The 18,953-nt window shown below is 40.9% G+C and carries 27 protein-coding genes; 25 read left to right on the top strand and 2 right to left on the bottom strand.

The annotated features are described in order from the left end of the window. Window position 1 precedes the first annotated feature (1 nt). The 16 genes from rplP to OFO01_RS02235 all read left to right on the top strand — a co-directional run bounded on the left by rplP (window position 2) and on the right by OFO01_RS02235 (window position 7,323). Complete coding sequence (gene rplP, locus OFO01_RS02310) at window positions 2-427, top strand: 50S ribosomal protein L16 (protein WP_270858571.1); 426 nt, start codon at window positions 2-4, stop codon at window positions 425-427. After that, a complete protein-coding gene (gene rpmC / locus OFO01_RS02305; protein ID WP_270858570.1) occupies window positions 414-596 on the top strand; it encodes a 50S ribosomal protein L29 in 183 nt (60 codons plus the stop codon). Before rplP ends, rpmC begins: the two co-directional genes overlap by 14 nt. Window positions 597-606: 10 nt before the next feature. Further along, the gene (gene rpsQ, locus OFO01_RS02300; RefSeq protein WP_270858569.1) at window positions 607-858 is read left to right on the top strand and encodes a 30S ribosomal protein S17; all 252 of its coding nucleotides are present in this window, start codon (window positions 607-609) and stop codon (window positions 856-858) included. Beyond that, complete coding sequence (rplN, locus tag OFO01_RS02295) at window positions 858-1,226, top strand: 50S ribosomal protein L14 (RefSeq protein ID WP_270858568.1); 369 nt, start codon at window positions 858-860, stop codon at window positions 1,224-1,226. Before rpsQ ends, rplN begins: the two co-directional genes overlap by 1 nt. Beyond that, on the top strand, window positions 1,226-1,459 hold the full coding sequence (gene rplX, locus OFO01_RS02290) for a 50S ribosomal protein L24 (protein ID WP_270858567.1): 234 nt from the start codon (window positions 1,226-1,228) through the stop codon (window positions 1,457-1,459). The genes rplN and rplX overlap by 1 nt, the downstream gene beginning before the upstream one ends. A gap of 2 nt (window positions 1,460-1,461) precedes the next feature. Then, the gene (gene rplE / locus OFO01_RS02285; RefSeq protein ID WP_270858566.1) at window positions 1,462-2,007 is read left to right on the top strand and encodes a 50S ribosomal protein L5; all 546 of its coding nucleotides are present in this window, start codon (window positions 1,462-1,464) and stop codon (window positions 2,005-2,007) included. 1 nt (window position 2,008) lies between these two features. Continuing rightward, window positions 2,009-2,194 carry a type Z 30S ribosomal protein S14 gene (locus OFO01_RS02280; protein WP_270858565.1) on the top strand — a complete coding sequence of 62 codons (186 nt, stop codon included), beginning with the start codon at window positions 2,009-2,011 and terminating at the stop codon, window positions 2,192-2,194. Between the two features lie 12 nt (window positions 2,195-2,206). Further along, window positions 2,207-2,602: a 30S ribosomal protein S8 gene (gene rpsH / locus OFO01_RS02275; RefSeq protein ID WP_270858564.1), complete on the top strand. Its 396-nt coding sequence runs from the start codon at window positions 2,207-2,209 to the stop codon at window positions 2,600-2,602. Between the two features lie 76 nt (window positions 2,603-2,678). Then, window positions 2,679-3,215 (top strand): 50S ribosomal protein L6, encoded by a 537-nt coding sequence (gene rplF / locus OFO01_RS02270; protein ID WP_270858563.1) that lies wholly within the window; start codon window positions 2,679-2,681, stop codon window positions 3,213-3,215. Between the two features lie 10 nt (window positions 3,216-3,225). Beyond that, entirely contained in the window at window positions 3,226-3,582 is a 357-nt protein-coding gene (rplR, locus tag OFO01_RS02265) for a 50S ribosomal protein L18 (protein ID WP_270858562.1), read from the top strand. Window positions 3,583-3,597: 15 nt separating this feature from the next. After that, entirely contained in the window at window positions 3,598-4,041 is a 444-nt protein-coding gene (gene rpsE / locus OFO01_RS02260) for a 30S ribosomal protein S5 (RefSeq protein ID WP_270858561.1), read from the top strand. Window positions 4,042-4,053: 12 nt separating this feature from the next. Next, on the top strand, window positions 4,054-4,455 hold the full coding sequence (gene rplO / locus OFO01_RS02255) for a 50S ribosomal protein L15 (protein ID WP_270858560.1): 402 nt from the start codon (window positions 4,054-4,056) through the stop codon (window positions 4,453-4,455). Further along, window positions 4,455-5,720, top strand: coding sequence for a preprotein translocase subunit SecY (gene secY / locus OFO01_RS02250; RefSeq protein WP_270858559.1), 1,266 nt, complete (start codon window positions 4,455-4,457; stop codon window positions 5,718-5,720). The genes rplO and secY overlap by 1 nt, the downstream gene beginning before the upstream one ends. 1 nt (window position 5,721) lies before the next feature. Further along, window positions 5,722-6,489 carry a type I methionyl aminopeptidase gene (gene map, locus OFO01_RS02245; protein WP_270858558.1) on the top strand — a complete coding sequence of 256 codons (768 nt, stop codon included), beginning with the start codon at window positions 5,722-5,724 and terminating at the stop codon, window positions 6,487-6,489. 14 nt (window positions 6,490-6,503) lie between these two features. Next, window positions 6,504-6,722 (top strand): translation initiation factor IF-1, encoded by a 219-nt coding sequence (gene infA / locus OFO01_RS02240; RefSeq protein ID WP_005869854.1) that lies wholly within the window; start codon window positions 6,504-6,506, stop codon window positions 6,720-6,722. 52 nt (window positions 6,723-6,774) lie between these two features. Continuing rightward, window positions 6,775-7,323, top strand: coding sequence for an ABC transporter six-transmembrane domain-containing protein (locus OFO01_RS02235; protein WP_333720419.1), 549 nt, complete (start codon window positions 6,775-6,777; stop codon window positions 7,321-7,323). Between the two features lie 41 nt (window positions 7,324-7,364). Here the strand turns inward: OFO01_RS02235 and OFO01_RS02230 are convergent, their stop codons facing one another. Beyond that, a complete protein-coding gene (locus tag OFO01_RS02230) occupies window positions 7,365-8,042 on the bottom strand; it encodes a DNA alkylation repair protein (protein WP_270858557.1) in 678 nt (225 codons plus the stop codon). Between the two features lie 144 nt (window positions 8,043-8,186). On the opposite strand from OFO01_RS02230, the gene OFO01_RS02225 reads away from it, so the two are divergent. Both OFO01_RS02225 and OFO01_RS02220 read left to right on the top strand, forming a co-directional pair. Further along, a complete protein-coding gene (locus tag OFO01_RS02225) occupies window positions 8,187-8,963 on the top strand; it encodes a 3'(2'),5'-bisphosphate nucleotidase CysQ family protein (RefSeq protein ID WP_270858556.1) in 777 nt (258 codons plus the stop codon). 45 nt (window positions 8,964-9,008) lie between these two features. Further along, entirely contained in the window at window positions 9,009-9,395 is a 387-nt protein-coding gene (locus OFO01_RS02220; protein ID WP_270858555.1) for a type II secretion system protein, read from the top strand. A 14-nt stretch (window positions 9,396-9,409) separates the two neighbouring features. Here the strand turns inward: OFO01_RS02220 and OFO01_RS02215 are convergent, their stop codons facing one another. Then, window positions 9,410-10,012, bottom strand: coding sequence for a hypothetical protein (locus OFO01_RS02215; RefSeq protein ID WP_270858554.1), 603 nt, complete (start codon window positions 10,010-10,012; stop codon window positions 9,410-9,412). Between the two features lie 96 nt (window positions 10,013-10,108). Between OFO01_RS02215 and OFO01_RS02210 the strand changes: the two genes are divergently transcribed. From OFO01_RS02210 to OFO01_RS02180, 7 genes are all read left to right on the top strand, one after another. Continuing rightward, window positions 10,109-10,666, top strand: coding sequence for a TRAP transporter small permease subunit (locus OFO01_RS02210; RefSeq protein ID WP_270858553.1), 558 nt, complete (start codon window positions 10,109-10,111; stop codon window positions 10,664-10,666). After that, complete coding sequence (locus tag OFO01_RS02205) at window positions 10,666-12,027, top strand: TRAP transporter large permease (RefSeq protein ID WP_270858552.1); 1,362 nt, start codon at window positions 10,666-10,668, stop codon at window positions 12,025-12,027. The genes OFO01_RS02210 and OFO01_RS02205 overlap by 1 nt, the downstream gene beginning before the upstream one ends. A 37-nt stretch (window positions 12,028-12,064) precedes the next feature. Beyond that, window positions 12,065-13,870 carry a biotin/lipoyl-containing protein gene (locus tag OFO01_RS02200; protein WP_270858551.1) on the top strand — a complete coding sequence of 602 codons (1,806 nt, stop codon included), beginning with the start codon at window positions 12,065-12,067 and terminating at the stop codon, window positions 13,868-13,870. 158 nt (window positions 13,871-14,028) lie between these two features. Then, window positions 14,029-15,612, top strand: a complete 1,584-nt coding sequence (pckA, locus tag OFO01_RS02195) for a phosphoenolpyruvate carboxykinase (ATP) (RefSeq protein WP_270858550.1) — start codon at window positions 14,029-14,031, stop codon at window positions 15,610-15,612. Further along, complete coding sequence (locus tag OFO01_RS02190) at window positions 15,587-16,888, top strand: CAP domain-containing protein (RefSeq protein ID WP_270858549.1); 1,302 nt, start codon at window positions 15,587-15,589, stop codon at window positions 16,886-16,888. The genes pckA and OFO01_RS02190 overlap by 26 nt, the downstream gene beginning before the upstream one ends. A 9-nt stretch (window positions 16,889-16,897) precedes the next feature. Then, on the top strand, window positions 16,898-18,295 hold the full coding sequence (gene argH / locus OFO01_RS02185) for an argininosuccinate lyase (RefSeq protein WP_270858548.1): 1,398 nt from the start codon (window positions 16,898-16,900) through the stop codon (window positions 18,293-18,295). Then, a complete protein-coding gene (locus tag OFO01_RS02180; RefSeq protein WP_270858547.1) occupies window positions 18,265-18,936 on the top strand; it encodes a uroporphyrinogen-III synthase in 672 nt (223 codons plus the stop codon). Before argH ends, OFO01_RS02180 begins: the two co-directional genes overlap by 31 nt. Window positions 18,937-18,953: the final 17 nt, after the last annotated feature.

Raw genomic sequence — 18,953 nt, 5'->3', positions numbered from 1 at the left:
CATGTTGATGCCTAAAAGAACAAAATATCGTAAGATGATGAAAGGTCGCAATCGCGGCTACGCAACTCGCGGTAATGCTTTGACATTTGGTGATTTTGGTATCAAAGCTGTTGAAGCAGGTAGAATTAATTCACGCCAAATCGAAGCAGCTCGTATCGCGATGACTCGCTATGTAAATCGCCAAGCTAAAATTTGGATTAAGGTATTTCCTGATAAACCACTTACTAAAAAACCTCTACAAACTCGTATGGGTAAAGGTAAAGCTGGTGTAGAAGAGTGGGTAATGAATATCAAACCAGGCAGAATGATTTTCGAGATGACTGGTGTAAGTGAGGAGCAAGCAAGAGCAGCTCTTACGCTATCAATCCACAAATTACCTTTCAAAACAAAAATTGTAACTAGGGATAGCGAAAATGAAATATACTGATTTGAAAGATAAAGATTTAGCTGAGCTAAATAAGATGTTAAAAGATAATAAGTTGCTTTTATTTACGGCTAAGCAAAAGCTTAAAACAATGCAGTTAAGCAATCCTAATGAAATTCGTGCGATCAAAAAAGATATCGCTAGAATCAATACTGCTATAAAAGCAAAATAAGGATAGAGTTATGGCATTTAAAAGAGAAATTCAAGGCGTAGTCGTAAAAAAAGCGGGCAATAAAACTGCTACTATTTTGGTAGAGAGAAGAGTTATCCACCCAAGATATAGAAAAATCGTCAAAAGATTTAAAAAATATCTTATCCATGACGAGAACAATATCGTCAAAATCGGCGATACTATATCAGCAGTTGAGTGCAGACCACTTAGTGCGAAAAAAACATTTCGCTTAAAAGCGGTTTTGAAAACAGGAGTTGAATAATGATACAAAGTTTTACAAGACTTGCAGTAGCTGATAACAGCGGTGCAAAAGAACTTATGTGTATTAAAGTTTTGGGTGGTAGCAAACGCCGCTATGCAACAGTAGGCGATATTATAGTTTGTTCTGTAAAAAAAGCTCTACCAAATGGCAAGATTAAACGCGGTCAAGTTGTAAAAGCCGTCGTCGTTAGAACAAAAAAAGAGCTTCACAGAGGAAATGGCTCTTTGATTAGATTTGATGAAAATGCAGCTGTAATTTTGGATGCAAAAAAAGAGCCGATTGGCACTCGTATTTTTGGCCCAATCGGTAGAGAAGTCAGATACGGCGGTTTTATGAAAATCGTTTCATTGGCTCCGGAGGTTCTATAATGGCAGTGAAATTTAAGATTAAAAAAGGCGATCAAGTAAAAATTATCGCAGGTGATGATAAAGGCAAAACTGGCGTTGTAAAAGCTGTTTTCCCTAAAAAATCACAAGTTATAGTTGAGGGTTGTAAAATAGCTAAAAAAGCTGTTAAACCAACTGAGCAAAATCCAAGTGGCGGTTTCACAAACAAAGAAATGCCTATGGATATTTCAAATGTCGCATTGGTTGAGGGTTGATTATGAACAGATTACAAACTAAATATGTTGAGTCAATTAGACCAGCTTTACAAAAAGAATTTGATATAAAAAATCCTATGCTAATTCCGGCACTTGAAAAAATCGTAATTAGCGTTGGTGTAGGCGAATCTGGTAAAGATCAAAAAGTGCTTCAAAACATGGCTGATACAATCTCTTTGATTGCAGGTCAAAAAGCACTTATTGTAAATGCAAAAAAATCAGTTGCTGGTTTTAAAGTCAGAGAGGGATTTCCTGTCGGTATTATGGTTACATTGCGCAAAGAGCAAATGTATGCGTTTTTTGATAAACTTATCTCAATCGCATTACCAAGAGTAAAAGACTTCCGTGGTGTTGCACGCAATGGCTTTGATGGTCGCGGTAACTATAACTTCGGTTTGCAAGAGCAATTAATGTTCCCTGAGGTAGAGTATGATAATATCCTAAGAACTCACGGTATGAACATTACAATCGTAACTACAACAAATAGCGATAAAGAGGCGTTTAAATTGCTAGAATTATTTGGCATGCCTTTCGCAAAAGGAAAGTAATATGGCAAAAAAATCAATGATAGCTAAGGCAAAACGCCCTGCTAAATTCAGCTCTCGTGCATATACAAGATGCCAAATTTGCGGTCGTCCGCACTCTGTTTATAGAGATTTTGGAATTTGCCGTGTATGTTTAAGAAAAATGGCTAATGAGGGTCTAATCCCTGGCCTTAAAAAAGCTAGCTGGTAAGAAGGAGTAGATATGGTAAATGATCTTATTTCAGACGGATTAACCCGCATTAGAAATGCAGCTATGAGACGCTTAGACACTGCTAAATTGTTTCACTCAAATGTTGTAGAGGCTACTCTTAAAATTTTAGCTCAAAAGGGCTATATCGAGAGCTACAATGTAGTAGAAGAGGGAAACAAAAAATTCATCAATGTTGTTTTAAAATATGATGAAAAAGGCAGAAGTGTAATCAACGAAGTAAAAAGAGTTTCAAAACCTGGACGCCGTGTTTATCAAGGTAAAGACGAGATCAAAAGATTTAAAAATGGTTATGGAACAGTAGTTGTTAGCACTAGCAAAGGCGTTATGAGCGGTATCGAAGCTAGTAAAGCTGGCGTTGGCGGCGAAGTGCTTTGCACTATTTGGTAAAAAGTTCTACTTTTTATGGCATTGTGGTATCCATTCGTAAAAGTAGTCATACCCTAGACAAATAAAAAGGAAAATTATGTCAAGAATTGGTAAAAAACCTATCTCTATTCCAAACGGAGTAGAGGTAAAAATCGATGGTTCATCTTTAAAATTTAAAAAAGCAAACAACGAAAGAGTCCTTGATTTAAAGGGCAATGTCGATGTTAAAATCGAAGATGGCCAAATTTCATTTTCACCAAAAGGTGAAGATAGACAAAGCAGAGCGTATTGGGGAACATACCGTGCGCTAGCTAACAACATCGTTATTGGCCTAACTGACGGCTTCACAAAACAGCTTGAAATCAACGGCGTTGGTTACAGAGCTGCGATGAAAGGCAAAGTTTTAGAGCTAAACCTAGGTTTTTCTCATCCGATAAATTTCGATTCACCAGCAGGTATTGAAATTTCAGTAGATAAAAACATCATCACAATCAAAGGCGACGATAAACAAAAAGTTGGTCAAGTCGCTGCTGAGATTAGAGGATTTAGACCACCTGAGCCATACAAAGGCAAAGGTGTAAAATATGTCGAAGAGCATATTATCCGCAAAGCCGGTAAAACATCTAAAAAATAAGGGTTGAGAAATGACAGCAAATGTATTAAAAAGAAAAATATCTCTAAGAATTAAGAGAAAAAGAAGAATTCGTGCAAAAATTTCCGGCACTAGCTCTTGCCCTAGAATTTCTATTTTCAAATCAAATAGAACAGTTTATGCGCAAGTAATCGATGATGTTGAGGGAAAAACAATATGCGCTGCCAGCGGTAAAACTTTGGGTGTGAAAGCAAACAAAGAAGGCGCTGCTAGCCTTGGCAAAGATTTGGCTGCTAAGCTAAAAGATAAAGGCATTTCTGAGGCGCTTTTTGATAGAAACGGTTATTTATATCACGGAGTGATTGTAAGTTTTGCTGATGCGTTACGCGAAAACGGCATCAAACTATAAACCAAAGGAATTATCGTGGAAAAATATAATAGAGAAGAATTCGAAGAAGTAATCGTTAATATCGGTAGGGTTACAAAGGTCGTAAAAGGTGGTAGAAGATTTAGATTTACTGCCCTAATCGTTGTTGGTAACAGAAATGGTTTAGTTGGCTTTGGTTTTGGAAAATCAAAAGAGGTTCCAGACGCGATTAAAAAAGCCGTAGATGATGCGTTCAAAAACATCATCGAGGTTAAACTAAACGGTTCGACAATCACTCACGATGTAGAGGTTAAATATAACGCTAGTAGAATTTTACTTAAACCAGCTAGCGAAGGTACCGGCGTAATCGCAGGCGGATCTGTTCGCCCTGTTTTAGAACTTGCAGGCGTTAAAGATATTTTGACTAAGTCTCTTGGTTCAAACAACTCATCAAATGTCGTAAGAGCTACAATGAAGGCTCTTAGCATGCTAAAACACTAACAAGGATTTAAGATGGGATTAGAAAATCTTCAAAAAGCACCAGGCTCTACTCATAGCACCAAAAGACTAGGTCGTGGTCAAGGTAGCGGTCTTGGCAAAACAGCAGGTCGCGGTGGCAAAGGTCAAACTGCGCGCACTGGCTCACATGAAAAAAGAGGTTTTGAGGGTGGCCAACAACCACTTCAAAGAAGATTACCAAAAGTTGGTTTTTATTCAAGATTTGAAAAACCTTATGTAATCAATGTAGAAAAAATTTCAGCTGTAAAAGAGCTAAGCGAGATTACAGTTGATACTATCAGAACTGTTCATAAAATGTCTAGCTCTGTAAAAGTAGTAAAACTTATCGGTGCAAGTGCAAAAGATCTTGCTAGCAAGATAAAAGACGAAAATGTAAAATTTAGCGGACAAAACTAATGAACAAAACACTTCGCAACAAGATACTCATTACATTGGGTTTTCTATTTGCTTTCAGGCTACTGGCTTATGTGCCAGTGCCGGGCGTTGATGTTGAGGTGATAAAAGAATTTTTCAATACAAACAAAGACAATGCCTTTGGTATGTTTAATATGTTTAGCGGTGGCGCGGTCGAAAGATTTAGCGTCATTTCGCTGGGCATTATGCCATACATTACAGCTTCGATTATTATGGAGCTATTATCTGCTACATTTCCAAATTTAGGCAAACTAAAAAAAGAGCGCGACGGTATGCAAAAATATATGCAAATTATTCGTTACGCTACAATCGCTATTGCGCTTGTGCAAGCAATCGGTGTTAGTATCGGTTTGCAGGGCATTACGGGCGTAAATGGCGCGAAGGCTATCATGGCAGAAAATACAAACGAATTTATATTTATTTCGTGTATTTCTATGCTTGTAGGCACTATGCTTTTGATGTGGATTGGCGAGCAGATTACTCAAAGAGGTGTTGGAAACGGCACGAGCTTAATCATCTTTGCCGGTATTGTTAGCGCGATACCAACGGCGATCGGCGGCACAGTTCAGCTCGTAAATAACGGCGAACTTAATATCTTAAAATTAATCGCAATCGCCTTAATTATTTTTGCTACAATCGCGGCGATTTTGTATGTCGAGCTAGGCGAGCGCAGGATTCCAATCTCGTTTCCTCGCAAAATTTTAATGGCGAACCAAAACAAACGCATTATGAATTATGTGCCAATCAAGCTAAATTTAAGCGGTGTTATTCCGCCAATTTTCGCTAGTGCGGTATTGATGTTTCCTAGCACGATTTTGACTGCTAGCACAAATTCTTTTGTCCAAAAAGTAGCTGACTTTATCAATCCAAGTAGCTATTTCTTTAATCTTTTGACATTTATTTTAGTTGTATTTTTTGCGTATTTTTACGCTTCAATCGCGTTTAATTCCAAAGATATCAGCGAAAATTTGAAAAAACAAGGTGGATTTATCCCTGGAATTCGTCCAGGTGAGGGCACAGCGACATTTCTAAACGATGTTGCATCTCGCCTTACATTTTGGGGTTCGATTTATTTGGGTTTAGTAACCGTTATTCCATGGTTGCTAGTCAAATTTATGGGTGTTCCATTTTATTTCGGTGGCACGAGCGTGCTAATCGTAGTATCGGTCGCACTTGATACTATGAGAAGAATCGAAGCGCAAGTGTATATGAACAAATACCAAACCCTAAGTGCCGTTGGACTATAAAATGGCAATTTTACTCAAAAATCAAAAAGATTTAGAGGGTTTGCGGGCGGCGAATAAAATCGTCGCCGCTGCCCTTGATTATGCGGAAGAATTCATAAAGCCAGGTATGACGCTTTTAGAAGTGGATAAAAAAATCGATGATTTTATCACGAGCAAGGGCGCGTATCCTGCATTTAAAGGGCTTTATGGTTTTCCAAACGCAGCTTGTCTTTCACTAAACGAAGTTATAATCCATGGCATACCTGATAACACTATCCTAAAAGAGGGAGACATACTAGGCATTGATCTAGGCTCCCGCTTAAATGGATATTACGGCGATAGTGCACGCACTTTGCCGATTGGCAAAATTTCAAAATCAGACGAAGAGCTCATCGCATGCAGCAAAGACGCACTGTATCATGCTATCGACACGATAAAGGTCGGCATGCATTTTAAAGAGCTATGCCTAGCTATCGAGCAATTTATCAGAGCGCGCGGATATGTGCCACTATATGGATTTTGCGGACATGGAATCGGCAAAAAACCGCATGAAGAGCCTGAGATCCCAAATTATTTAGAAGGCAACAATCCAAAATCTGGTCCCAAAATCAAAAACGGCATGGTTTTTTGTATCGAGCCGATGATTTGCCAAAAAGACGGCACCCCAGTCGTGGGCGCAGACAAATGGACGACGACGAGCAAAGACGGCCTTAGGACGGCTCATTATGAGCATTGCTTGGCTGTGGTAAATAACAAAGTCGAAATTCTAAGCAAAAGCTTGAAAGATTAAAAGGAGAAAATTTAATGGCAAAAGATGATGTCATTGAGATTGATGGCAATGTAATCGAGGCGTTGCCAAATGCGACATTTAAGGTCGAGCTTGATAATAAGCATGTGATTTTGTGCCATATCGCAGGCAAGATGCGTATGCACTATATCAAAATCATGCCGGGCGATCGCGTCAAAGTCGAGCTTACGCCATACAGCCTTGATAAGGGCAGAATCACTTATCGCTACAAATAAATTTTGCATTGTCTAAAATTTAACTGCATAGTTAAATTTTAGATACTTTTTTATAATTAAAATCTTATTAAATTTTTTCGAGCACTCCTTTCCTATGCTTTTTACATCTGTGGTTTCGATTTTGGGAAGTGTTTTTATGCTATATTTTTACGAGCCGATTGTAGCGAGCTTTTGTCTAATCATAATCGCTGTTTTAGCGCCCTTTTTGCCACGATATATTCGCAAAAACGATAGATTTTATTTGAAGCTAAACAACCGCAACGAAAACGAGGTAAATCTCATAGAAAAAGGCAGCCCTATCGCCGTTTCGCGCCACTACGATTTGCTTTCGCGTATTCGCATAGCTATCTCGAACCGCGAGGCGATCGGCTATCTCATCGTAGGCTCGATTTGTGCGCTAGCGTTTAGTTTGGCGGCTTATCTTTTGGCGCTCAAACAAACAGACGCTGGGTATATTTTTACGGTGATGAATTATATTTGGACTTTTGCGATTAGCCTAGATGACGCACCGCGCCTAATCGAAGAGTTTTCGCAGCTCAAAGACATCGGCAAAAGAGTAAATGCGCTAGAAAACGACAGCGAAACAAATAAACAGGATTGAAAAGAAATTTGAAATTTTGATAAATTAACTTTCCGCGAGATTTAGGATTTCGCGGATTTTAACGCCTTAAATTTTGCCTTGCTTTGCTCGGTGAAACGCAGGCTTTCGCAAATTTTTTTAATCGCAAGATTTTTGATTTTTTCGTTTTCATATCCCTGCAAAAACTCATAAATTTCACGCTCAAATTTCACGGCGAATTCGCACAGCGCCCACGCTACCGCCATTTGGACATAGTATTTCTCGCTTCGCTCAGCGCGCGCGGTATCTAGCAAAAGCGCCAAATCCCGCGAATTTACGAAATTTACCAGCAAATTTACATAAAAAAACCGCTTCTCAAACTCGCCCCTAGCCTCCCTAAACCCAAGCGTAAATTCCCGCCAAAGCTCTAAATCATTTTTGCGTTTGGCGCAAAATGTATCGCAAACGCCCCAGTTTGTGATACGCGGGATAAAATCTCGCGCCAAATTTATGCGATTTTTTTCGCTGATTTTTAGCGAATTTATCAAAATCGCCTTTAATGTCATTTCTTCGCTAAATTCGCCCTTGGCGCGGATAAATTCTAAAATTTCGCCCTCGCTTTGCTCGCGCAAAATCTGCTTTGCAAGCGTGCGTAAATGTGGCATTTTTACGCCCAAAATTCGCGCTCCCGGCAGAATTTTCGCGCTAAATTTGGCGTATTTTTCATCGCTTAAATTTCGCAAATTCTCTAAAATTTCCATTTTTGCCCCTTGAATTTGCAAAAATTTTATAAATTTTGCCCTTAAAATTTAATCTAGCTTTTTTAAAGCTTTGTTGTGCTAAAATACAAATCTTTCAATTCTACGATTACAACAATTCTTACCGCTTATTTTTTGGAGGCGAAAATGAATAAAGATGAACTTTTGAATTTAGCCGTGGTTGCGGCAAAGCGCGCAAACAAGGCGATTATGGAGCATTATGAGAAATTTGATGTCTATGTCAAAGAGGACAAATCTCCGCTAACAACCGCGGATTTGGCTGCAAATGATGCGATTGTAAGCACGCTAGCACCCAGTGGGATTGCGATTTGCTCCGAAGAGAGCGTGATGAGCGCAGATGAGCGCATGAGCGCGAAGAGGTTTTGGCTAGTCGATCCGCTTGATGGGACGAAGGAATTCATCGCGCGAAATGGCGAATTTTGCGTTTGTATCGCGCTGATAGAGGACGGAAGGCCGATTTTGTCGGTGATTTCATCGCCTGTGAGCGGGGATGTATTTAGCTCGAACGGCGGCGGCGTGGTGTATAAAAACGGCGCGCAAATTCAGCGCAAACCTAGCTCGCCAAAGACCTTTATGATAGGGCATCATGGCAAGGGAAGCAAGTATATGGGGCTATGCGAGAAGTTTGGCTTCGAATTTACTCGCTATGGCTCTGCGCTGAAATTTTGCGTAATGGCGGAAAATGGGGCGAGTGCGTATGGTAGGTTTAGCGATTGTTCGCTGTGGGATATCGCGGCTGGGGATTTTATAATCCACCAAAGCGGCGGCGCGATAATCGACCTCAAAACAGGTGTCGCTCCGCTATATAACGGCAAAAGTCTGATAAATAACCACTACATCGTCGTCGATGCAAATACAATAAATTTATTATCAAAAATGGTAGAATTTGCGAAAAATTTATAGATTGTGGTAAAATACGCCTGCAAAATTTTTATCAAAGGATAAAAAATGAAACAGGCTTTTACAATGATCGAATTAATTTTCGTGATTGTTATTTTGGGTATCTTGGCGGCGGTAGCTATCCCTAGACTAGCTGCTACAAGAGATGACGCAGAGATTGTCAAAGCGGCGCAAAACATCACTACATCGCTAACCGATCTCATGGGGTATTACACGGCAAAAGGTGCTTATGCGCAGGAATTTAAGCAAATGACAAGTGTTGCAAATCCTATCAAAGTAAAAGATAATGTTTGCGCTACATACTCATTTGTAACCGATAAGCAAATGTTGCTAAAAAGAGGCTACGACGGGATTTGCACTAGCGTTTGGAGGTTTAATGATCTAAAAGATCTATCGACCATTTACAGCTCAGACGCTCTAATCATCGTAGAGTAACTCTCACGCAGGGGCTATCCCCTGCGCCTAATAAATCCCAAAACCACTCCCAAAACACAGACAAAAGCAAAAAACCCAAATACAATAAACCAAAGCGTAGGCAAACTTAGGCTTTTTGAGCTTACAAAAAGATACCAGCCATCATTATAGGCGCTAATTAAATTCGCGCGCATACCGCTGATTCCGAAATTTGCAGGCGGTGTGGGTATATCAAAAGTGCAAGAATTATATGATTTAAAAAGCGAAATTTTATTTAAATCAAAACTCAAAAATTTATTCGCCCCAGCGCAGTTCATCACGCCGTCCATATCGCTACTAGCGCGCACTGCTTTGTGTAGATACGATAGGCTTTTCGCACAAATTAGCCCGCCAAGCGCGCCATAAAACCACAGAAAATACCCACAAATCGCGCTTAGGCCCTCCTTGCTAAATGCCACAAAAATCACGCCCAGAGCTAAAACGCACAGATCAAACCTAAGCCTAGCGCTGAAAATTTCAGGATACATAAACAAGAAATTTTGCAAAAAGCAGTATGAAAAGCAAACCCACAAACCCGCCCAAACTGCGCAAAATAGCAGAAATTTGCGAGAATATTTATTGTTAAATTTTAAATCCATTTTTATCCTTTTTTGCTCGTTATTTTATTATTTTTTGCGCTAAATTTCGATAAAATCGCAGGTTTATTTTGAAATTTAATGCAAAAAGGTTCAAATTTGAGGAAAAATCTCCAAATTTTAGAAAAAATTTTCGATAGTTTTGCGAAAATTTTAGGTTTTTTTAGCATTGTTTTTTTAGCACTTTTAGTCCTTTGTGTTTTTTACAATGTCGTTGCGCGCTATCTCTTTCCAAGCGCGAATTCTGTGGCTATGCAAGAGATTAGCTGGTGGCTGTTTTCGGCGATGTTTTTGTTCGGCTCGACCTATACTTTACAGCAAAATTCCCATGTCAGGGTCGATGTGCTATATGAAAAATTTCGCCCCAAAACAAAGGCGATTATCAATATTTTAGGCACAATCTTTTTTATTTTGCCATTTGTGGCGCTCGTGGCGTATTTTTCGCTAGATTTCGCGCTCGAAGCTTACAAGAGCAAAGAATCCAGCCCAAATCCAGGCGGATTAACGAATTTATGGATAATCAAATCATTTATTAGCCTATCTTATGTCTTTTTGTTTATTTATTCGTTTGGGTTTTTGATAAAAAATATAAATTCGCTAATCCACAACCACCACGGCGAATTTTTAGACGAAAATTCTAGCGCAAAGGCTGTGTAATGATAGGGATTATAATGTTTGGCGCAGCGCTTTTTATGCTGCTTTTGGGATTTCCGGTAGCCTTTACATTTGGGGCTGTGGCGGTGATTTTTGGATTTATTTATGGCGTGAGTGAGGCGTGGGAATACGCCGAGGGAAGCGAGGTTTTCACAGAGGCTATAAGCGAAATGAGCAATCAGTTTTTCTCTCTTATGCCAAACCGAATTTACTCGATTATGGAAAATCAGCTTCTAATCGCGGTTCCGCTTTTTATTTTAATGGGTATGATTTTGCAAAAAACGCGCTTAGCTGAGAGGCTTTTGGAGTCAATGGCGTTTTTATTCGGCGGGGTTCGCGGCGGCGTGGCGATTAGCACGGTTTTGGTGGGTGCGCTTTTGGCGGCTACGACTGGAATCGTGGGTGCTAGCGTGATCGCTATGGGTATTATTAGCCTGCCTGTGATGATGAAATACGGCTACGACAAAGCCCTATCTACCGGCACTATCGCAGCTTCTGGCACGCTTGGACAGATTATTCCGCCCTCAATCGTGCTAATCATTTTAGGCGATGTTTTTTCGGTATCAGTAGGCGAGCTATTTTCCGCAGCTATCGTGCCGGGGCTCGTTTTGGTGGGACTTTATATAGTTTTTATCCTCATAATATCGTATGCCAAAAAAGACTGCGCGCCCGAGCTTCCTAAAATCGATGATGAAACCAAAGCTCGCCAAATTTTTAATGCTCTAAAAAATGTCGTGCCTGTTTTTGTGCTGATTTTGTTAGTTTTAGGCTCTATCTTTGGCGGTATCGCAACCCCTACAGAAAGCTCATCTGTGGGCTGTGTGGGCGCGATAATTTTGTCATTTTTATACCGCACATTTTCATTTTCTTTGCTTTACGACGCACTTCGCCAAAGCGTGAAAATTTCGGGCATGGTTTTTATGATTTTAATGGGCGCAACAGCCTTTTCTATGATTTTTTCATACACAGGCGGGGATTATGTCGTGGAGGATTTCATGCACGCGCTTCCTGGCAAAGAGTGGGGATTTATCGCGCTAACTATGATTGTCATCATAATTTTGGGCTTTTTCCTTGATTATGTTGAAATTTCATATATCATTTTGCCGATTTTATTCCCGATAGTCGAAGCGATGAATATAAATCCAGTTTGGTTTGCGATACTAATCGCTGTAAATTTACAAACATCATTTATGACGCCACCTTTTGGATTTTCGATATTTTTCTTAAAAGGCGTCGCGCCAAAATCAGTGCGCACGACAGACATTTATCGTGGAGTGTTGCCGTTTATCGGGCTTCAAATTTTAGTTCTTTTCGCCCTTGCGATTTATCCAGAAATTTTTGGATTAAAAGCTTTTTTAGGCTAGAAATTGTAGAATTTAGAATTATTTTAAAGGAGTTAGCATGAGCAAAAAATTTATTGATGTTATGGACACTACATTTCGCGATGGTTTCCAATCTGTCTTTGGTGCGCGTGTAGCGATGAAGGACTTTTTGCCAGCGGTGAGCGCGGCAAAAGAGGCTGGGATTAGACACTTTGAATTTGGCGGTGGAGCTAGATTTCAGAGTCTGTATTTTTATCTAAACGAAGACGCGTTTGCGATGATGGATAAATTCCGCGAAACCGTGGGAGACGAGGCAAACCTGCAAACCCTAGCCAGAGGCGTAAATACCGTTACGCTTGATACTGGTTCGCGCGAAATGATAGACATGCATGCCAAACTCTTTGCCAAACACGGAACTACGACTATTCGAAATTTTGACGCCCTAAATGATGTCGAAAATTTAAAATATAGTGGCGAGCGTATTAGAGCGCATGGCTTAAAACACGAAATTACCGTTACTATGATGGATTTGCCACCTCGTTGCTCTGGCGCGCATGATCCTGAATTTTATGCTGGAATTTTACGCAAAATTTTAGAGGCTGGAATTCCTTTTGATAGCGTTTGTTTCAAAGACGCTAGCGGAACTTCAAGCCCACAAAAGGTTTTTGAGACCGTAAGAAGAGCGCGCAAACTCCTAGGAGGCGATGTTCATATCAGACTTCACACCCATGAAACAGCCGGCGTTAGCGTGGCTTGCTATCAAGCAGCCCTAGCAGCAGGCGTCGATGGAATCGATCTAGCTGCTTATCCAGTCAGCGGAGGAACTAGCCAACCGGATATTTTGACGATTTTACACGCGACAAAGGGGCAAAATTTTGATTTTGGCTTTGACGCTGAGAAAATTTTAAAATACGAAGAGGTTTTGGAGGATTGTTTGAAGGATTATTTCTTGCCACCAGAAGCGACAATGGTAAGTCCGATAATCCCATTTTCGCCTATGCCGGGCGGTGCCCTAACCGCAAATACGCAAATGATGCGCGATAACAAAATCATGGATAAATTCCCCTCTGTCATCAAAGCTATGCGCGAAGTCGTCGAAAAGGGCGGTTATGGCACGAGTGTAACTCCTGTAAGTCAATTTTATTTCCAACAAGCATTTAATAATGTAATGTTTGGGGACTGGAAAAAAATCGCTGAGGGATACGGCAAAATGGTGCTTGGATACTTTGGCAAAACCCCAGTTGCCCCTGATAGCGAGGTCGTAAGATTAGCTAGCGAGCAGCTTGGCTTAGAGCCTACTACCAAAAATGCCGTTGATTTGGCTGATTTGGACGAGACAAAGAGCATTGCTTATGCCAAAAAACAGCTAGAAGATGAAAATATCGAGCCAAGCGAGGAAAATATATTTATTGCTCTTGCGTGCCGTGAAAAGGGCATTGCCTTCTTAAAAGGCGAGGGCAAGGTAATGATCCGCAAAAACGAAGCAAAAGAATCTAGCGAGGGCAGTGAGAAAAAGGCAAAATCTGATAAATTTGACATTAATGTCAATGGCAAAGCCTATGCGGTGGAATTTAGCGGAAATAAGGTCTTAGTAAATGGCGATAGCTACAATGTCAGCATTGGCGCGCCAGAGCCTAGCGAGGCCAAAACTGAGGCGAAATCAAGTGCAAATAGCGATGATATCGTGGCTAGCCTGCCAAGCAATGTCTTTAAAATTTTGGTCAAACCTGGCGAAAAAGTCGTAGCTGGTCAAACCGTAGTCGTGCTAGAAGCTATGAAAATGGAGATAAACATCGAAAGCCCAAGAGACGGCGAAGTCGCTGAAATTTTGGTATTCCAAGGTCAAAGCGTCGATGCGGGCGAGCCACTAATCCACTTAAAATAACTTTAAATTTAACTACCACAGGGGCGGAATTTAGCGGGTTTCGCCCCTTTTTAAATTTACAAAAACGATAATTTTACTTCAAATTCCACAATCCTAATAAAGGTTAATCAAATTTCGATATAATTACTTATTTATAATTTTTTAAAAAAGGATTTAAGATGAGAATTCCAAATGATTTTGAAAAACTAGGAATTAGCGGTGAAAAAGAAATTTTTTATAATCTTAGCTATGATGAGCTTTTCGAGCACGAAAAACGCGCAAACGAGGGAAAGGTAAGCGATAATGGCACCTTTATGGTAGATACTGGCATTTTTACAGGTAGAAGCCCAAAAGACAAGTATTTTGTAAAGCAAGATCCAAGCGCGAAATATATTAGCTGGGGCAAAATCAATCAACCGATTAGCAAAGAGCTTTTTGATAAACTTCTAGCAAAGGCCAAAAATCAGCTTTCAAACAAATCAATCTATGTCCAAGACGCGTATTGTGGCGCTAGCCTAAAAAGCCGTAAAAGCGTGCGCTTCGTAACCGAAGTAGCGTGGCAAGCGCATTTTGTAAAAAATATGTTTATCCGCCCAAGCGATGATGAGTTAGCAAATTTTCACCCAGATTTCGTGGTTTATAACGCTTGCAAATGCGTAAATGAGGATTATGCCAAAGACGGGCTAAACTCAGATGTTTTTGTAATCTTTAATGTCGAGGAAAATGTCGCAGTCATCGGTGGAACATGGTATGGTGGCGAGATGAAAAAAGGAATTTTTTCTATGATGAATTACTGGCTACCATTAGAGGGCAAAATGTCAATGCACTGCTCAGCAAATGTCGGCAAAAACGGCGACACTGCGCTATTTTTCGGACTATCAGGCACTGGCAAGACTACACTCTCTACTGATCCAAACCGCGCGCTAATCGGCGATGACGAGCACGGCTGGGACGATGAGGGCGTGTTTAACTTCGAGGGTGGTTGCTACGCAAAATGTATAAATCTCGATCCAAGCTCAGAGCCTGAAATTTATGGTGCGATTAAACGCAACGCACTTTTAGAAAATGTCGTAGCTGACGCAAACGGCAAGGTCGATTACACCGATGCTAGCAAGACAGAAAATACCCGTGTAAGCTATCCAATCGAGCATATCGCAAACCACGAACCAAGCCTAAGCGCAGGGCACCCAAAAAATATCATTTTCCTAAGCGCTGACGCTTTTGGCGTTTTACCGCCTGTTGCGAAGCTTACAAAAGAACAAGCGATGTATTATTTCCTAAGCGGATATACTGCCAAAGTCGCAGGAACTGAGCGCGGTATCACCGAGCCTGTGGCGACTTTTAGTGCTTGCTTTGGTGAGCCGTTTATGCCACTTCACCCGACAGTTTATGCAAAACTTCTAGGCGAGAAAATCGACAAACACGGCGTAAATGTATATCTAGTAAATACAGGTTGGAGCGGCGGTGCTTATGGCGTTGGCAAACGCATGAGCATAAAGGCAACTCGTGCTTGTATAAATGCAATCCTTGATGGAAGTATCACAAAATGCGAATTTGAAAATTTTGATAAATTTAATCTAGCCGTTCCAAAAGAGTTAGCTGGCGTTGAGACAAAACTTCTAAATCCAGCCAACACTTGGGAAAATGCTGATGAATACGCAAAAACTCGCGAGAAATTAGCGAAAATGTTTGTAGAAAATTTCAAACGCTACGAAGATGTCAAAGAGGGCGTAGAGTATGCAAAAGCCGGCCCAAAAGCTTAAAATTTGGCTTTTGTTAGGCACTGCGGGCTTGTTTTTGGGTTGCAAAGGCGAGCCTGCGAATTTAAAAGAACCGCTTCCTAGTAAAAGCGGTTTTTCTTTTTATGATACGCCGATAAACTACATAAACTATATCCGCCAAAGCTCGAATTTAAACCCATTTGCGCCAAATTCGCTTTTAGACAAGGCTGCGCTAAATCACGCCAAATATGTCGTTACAAACGATGAAATCACCCATGATGAGAGCGAGGGAAGGGCTGAATTTAGCGGCAAAACCCCAAGCGATCGCGCATTTGCGGTAGGGTTTAACTCTGGGATTGTAGAAAATCTCTCTTACAACGCCCACGATATCAAAGCCTCAATTGATGGGCTATTAAGCGCGATTTATCATCGTTTTGGGTTTTTGACATTTGACGCAAATCTCCTTGGCGTGGGATACTATGAGCAGGGCGAAAAATCTGCCTATGTCTATGAAATGGGAAATGAGTATTTAGAGGAAATTTGCGGTGGCGGAAAAAGCCAGAGTGGGGACGGCAAATTTATCATAGGGCTTTGCAAAAATAAAAGCCTTGCCATACGAAACGAAAACTACGAGCGCACCAGATCGCTAAATACCACGCCTTACGCGCATTATCCAAACAAAGAGCCAGCACTTGCATTTTTTAGCCATGAGCTTCCAGATCCCGTGCCAGAGTGCGCGATTACAGCAAATCCTATTAGCATAGAATTTCACCCCCAAGCCAAATCTGTGGAAATGCTCGAATTTAGGCTATTTGATAGCGAGGGAGCGGAGATTAAAGATACTAAAATTTTGGATAAAAAAAGCGATCCAAATAGGCGTTTTAACGACAAACAATTTGCGCTTTTTAGCAAGGAAGTGTTTAAATTCGACGCTACTTACACGGCGGAATTTAGCTATAAACAGGGCGAAAGGCAGGACAAAATTCGCTGGGATTTTACTACCCAAACCCCAAAATATGACTATTTTATAGTCAGTGGTGGAGAGAATTTAGCCATAAAAAACGGCAAATTTTACGATATATTTTTTTCGCCAAAAGACTGCAACGATGAGGTGAAAAACTACAAAACCAGCTACAATGGCGCAATCGACAAGCCCGAAATCCAAAACATCGCCACAAATATGCTAAGGGTGCGCGTAAATGGCGAGCGGGGCGCCAAGCTCGAAATCAGCACGGATAATGGCAAAGTGGTGAGCTTGTATCTAACAGACGAGCCAAAAAATTCTAGTTTGAAACGCAAAATTATAAATTTATTCTAAGGATTATTGATGAAAAAAATGTGGGAAGGCAGGTTTAGTGAGGCTAGTAGCGAGCTTTTGGAGAGATTTAACGCTTCGATCATGTTCGATAGGGAGCTTTACGAGGACGATATCGCAGGCTCAATCGCTCATGCAAGCATGCTAGGCGATGCAGGAATCATCACCAAAGACGAAGCTAGCGCGATAAAATCTGGTTTGGAACAAATTTTAGCCGAGATTAATGAGGGGAAATTTGAGTGGAAAATCGCCGATGAGGATATCCACATGGCAGTAGAAAAACGCCTAAGCGAAATTGTAGGCAAAGAAATCGGTGGCAAGCTCCATACTGCGCGCTCTCGCAACGATCAAGTAGCCCTTGATTTCAGGCGTTTTGTAATGCGAAAAAACCGCGAAATTTCAGCTGAAATTTTAAATTTAATCAAAACCTTGCTTGAAATTTCAAACTCCCACACAGATACTTTAATGCCAGGCTACACTCACCTCCAACACGCCCAGCCTGTAAGCCTTGCCTTTCATTTGCTAGCTTACATTTATATGTTTAAGCGAGATTATGAAAGGTTTGTGTCAAGCTTCGAGCGCGGAAATTTCAGCCCGCTTGGCTCGGCTGCGCTTGCAGGCACCCCACACCGCATAAATCGCCACGCTACGGCTAGTGCGCTTGGATTTTATGCCCCTATGGAAAACGCTATGGACGGCGTGAGCGATAGAGATTTCGCCCTTGAAATTTTATTTAACATTAGCCTATTTTTCATGCATGCTTCAAGGCTGTGCGAAGAGCTGATTTTGTGGAGTTCGAGCGAATTTGGTTTTATCACTATCAGCGATGCGTATTCGACTGGAAGCTCGATAATGCCACAAAAGAAAAACCCCGATGTAGCCGAACTAATCAGGGGCAAAACTGGCAGGGCTTATGGAAATTTAATGGGGCTTTTAACCGTTATGAAGGGCCTTGCTCTGGCGTATAACAAAGACATGCAAGAGGATAAAGAGGGCGTGTTTGATAGCGTAAAAGCTATTTTGGAGAGCGTTGCAATCCTAAATGAAATGCTAAAAACAGCCAAATTTAACAAAAAAAATATGCTAAGCGCGACTGAGCGTGGCCATTTAAGCGCGACTGATTTGGCGGATTTTTTGGTGCGAGAAAAGGGCGTGGCGTTTCGCGAGGCGCACTTCATCACCGGAAAATGCGTAGCCGCAGCAGAGAGAGCGGGCAAGGATCTAAGCCAAATGAGCGCAGAAGAGCTTCGCGGGGTCGATGAGCGAATCACGCCTGATGCGCTTGCATTTTTGGGGCTAAAAGCTTCGATGGACGCTAGGAAATCTTTCGGCGGGGCTAGCAGTTCTAGCGTGCTAGCACAGATCGCGAGTGTGCAAAAGTGGCTGGGCGAGAAGAGCAGCTCTATTTAGTTTCAAACACTAAATTTGACGATGAGAGGGTGATTTGGCTAAATTTATGCGAGATAAAATTTCATAAATTTAGCATAAATTCCAAATTCGACGCACTTATTTTTACATCGAAAAATGGGGTAAAATCTTTGGAATTTAACGGCATTAAATTTGATGAAAATATCCAAATTTACGCCATTGGCAAGGCGTGCGCTGACGAGATAAGAGCCCAGGGATACAAAAATATTTTCGTAGCGCAAAACTCCCATGGCGACGAATTTGCGCGCGAGATTGCCACGCATTTAAAGGGCAAAAGCGTGCTTTATATCAGTGCCAAAGACAGAGTGTCAAATTTACCCCAAATTTTGCACGAAAATGGCGTAAATTTAGCCCATATAATCGGCTATGAAAACAGACCCAAAAAAGCTAGCATTTCGCAAAAACCAGCCACAAATTCCGTGATAATTTTTACTTCGCCACTAAATGCGAAAAGTTTTATCTCAAATTTTGGCTGGGATAGCTCATATCAGGCGATTTGCATAGGAAATAGCACGGCTAAAATTTTATCTAAATTTACAACGCCCATAATCAGCGAAAATCAAAACATAAAAGCGTGTGTGGATTTGGTGTTTGCTTGTATTTTAAGGCAAAAAAACATATAATTTCGCTTGCCTGGGTG

Origin of the sequence: Campylobacter sp. JMF_01 NE2 (assembly GCF_027737365.1) — a bacterium.
Lineage (GTDB): Bacteria > Campylobacterota > Campylobacteria > Campylobacterales > Campylobacteraceae > Campylobacter_B.
The sequence above is the reverse complement of the archived record's forward strand: the minus strand, read 5'-3'. Positions and strand labels throughout refer to the sequence as shown.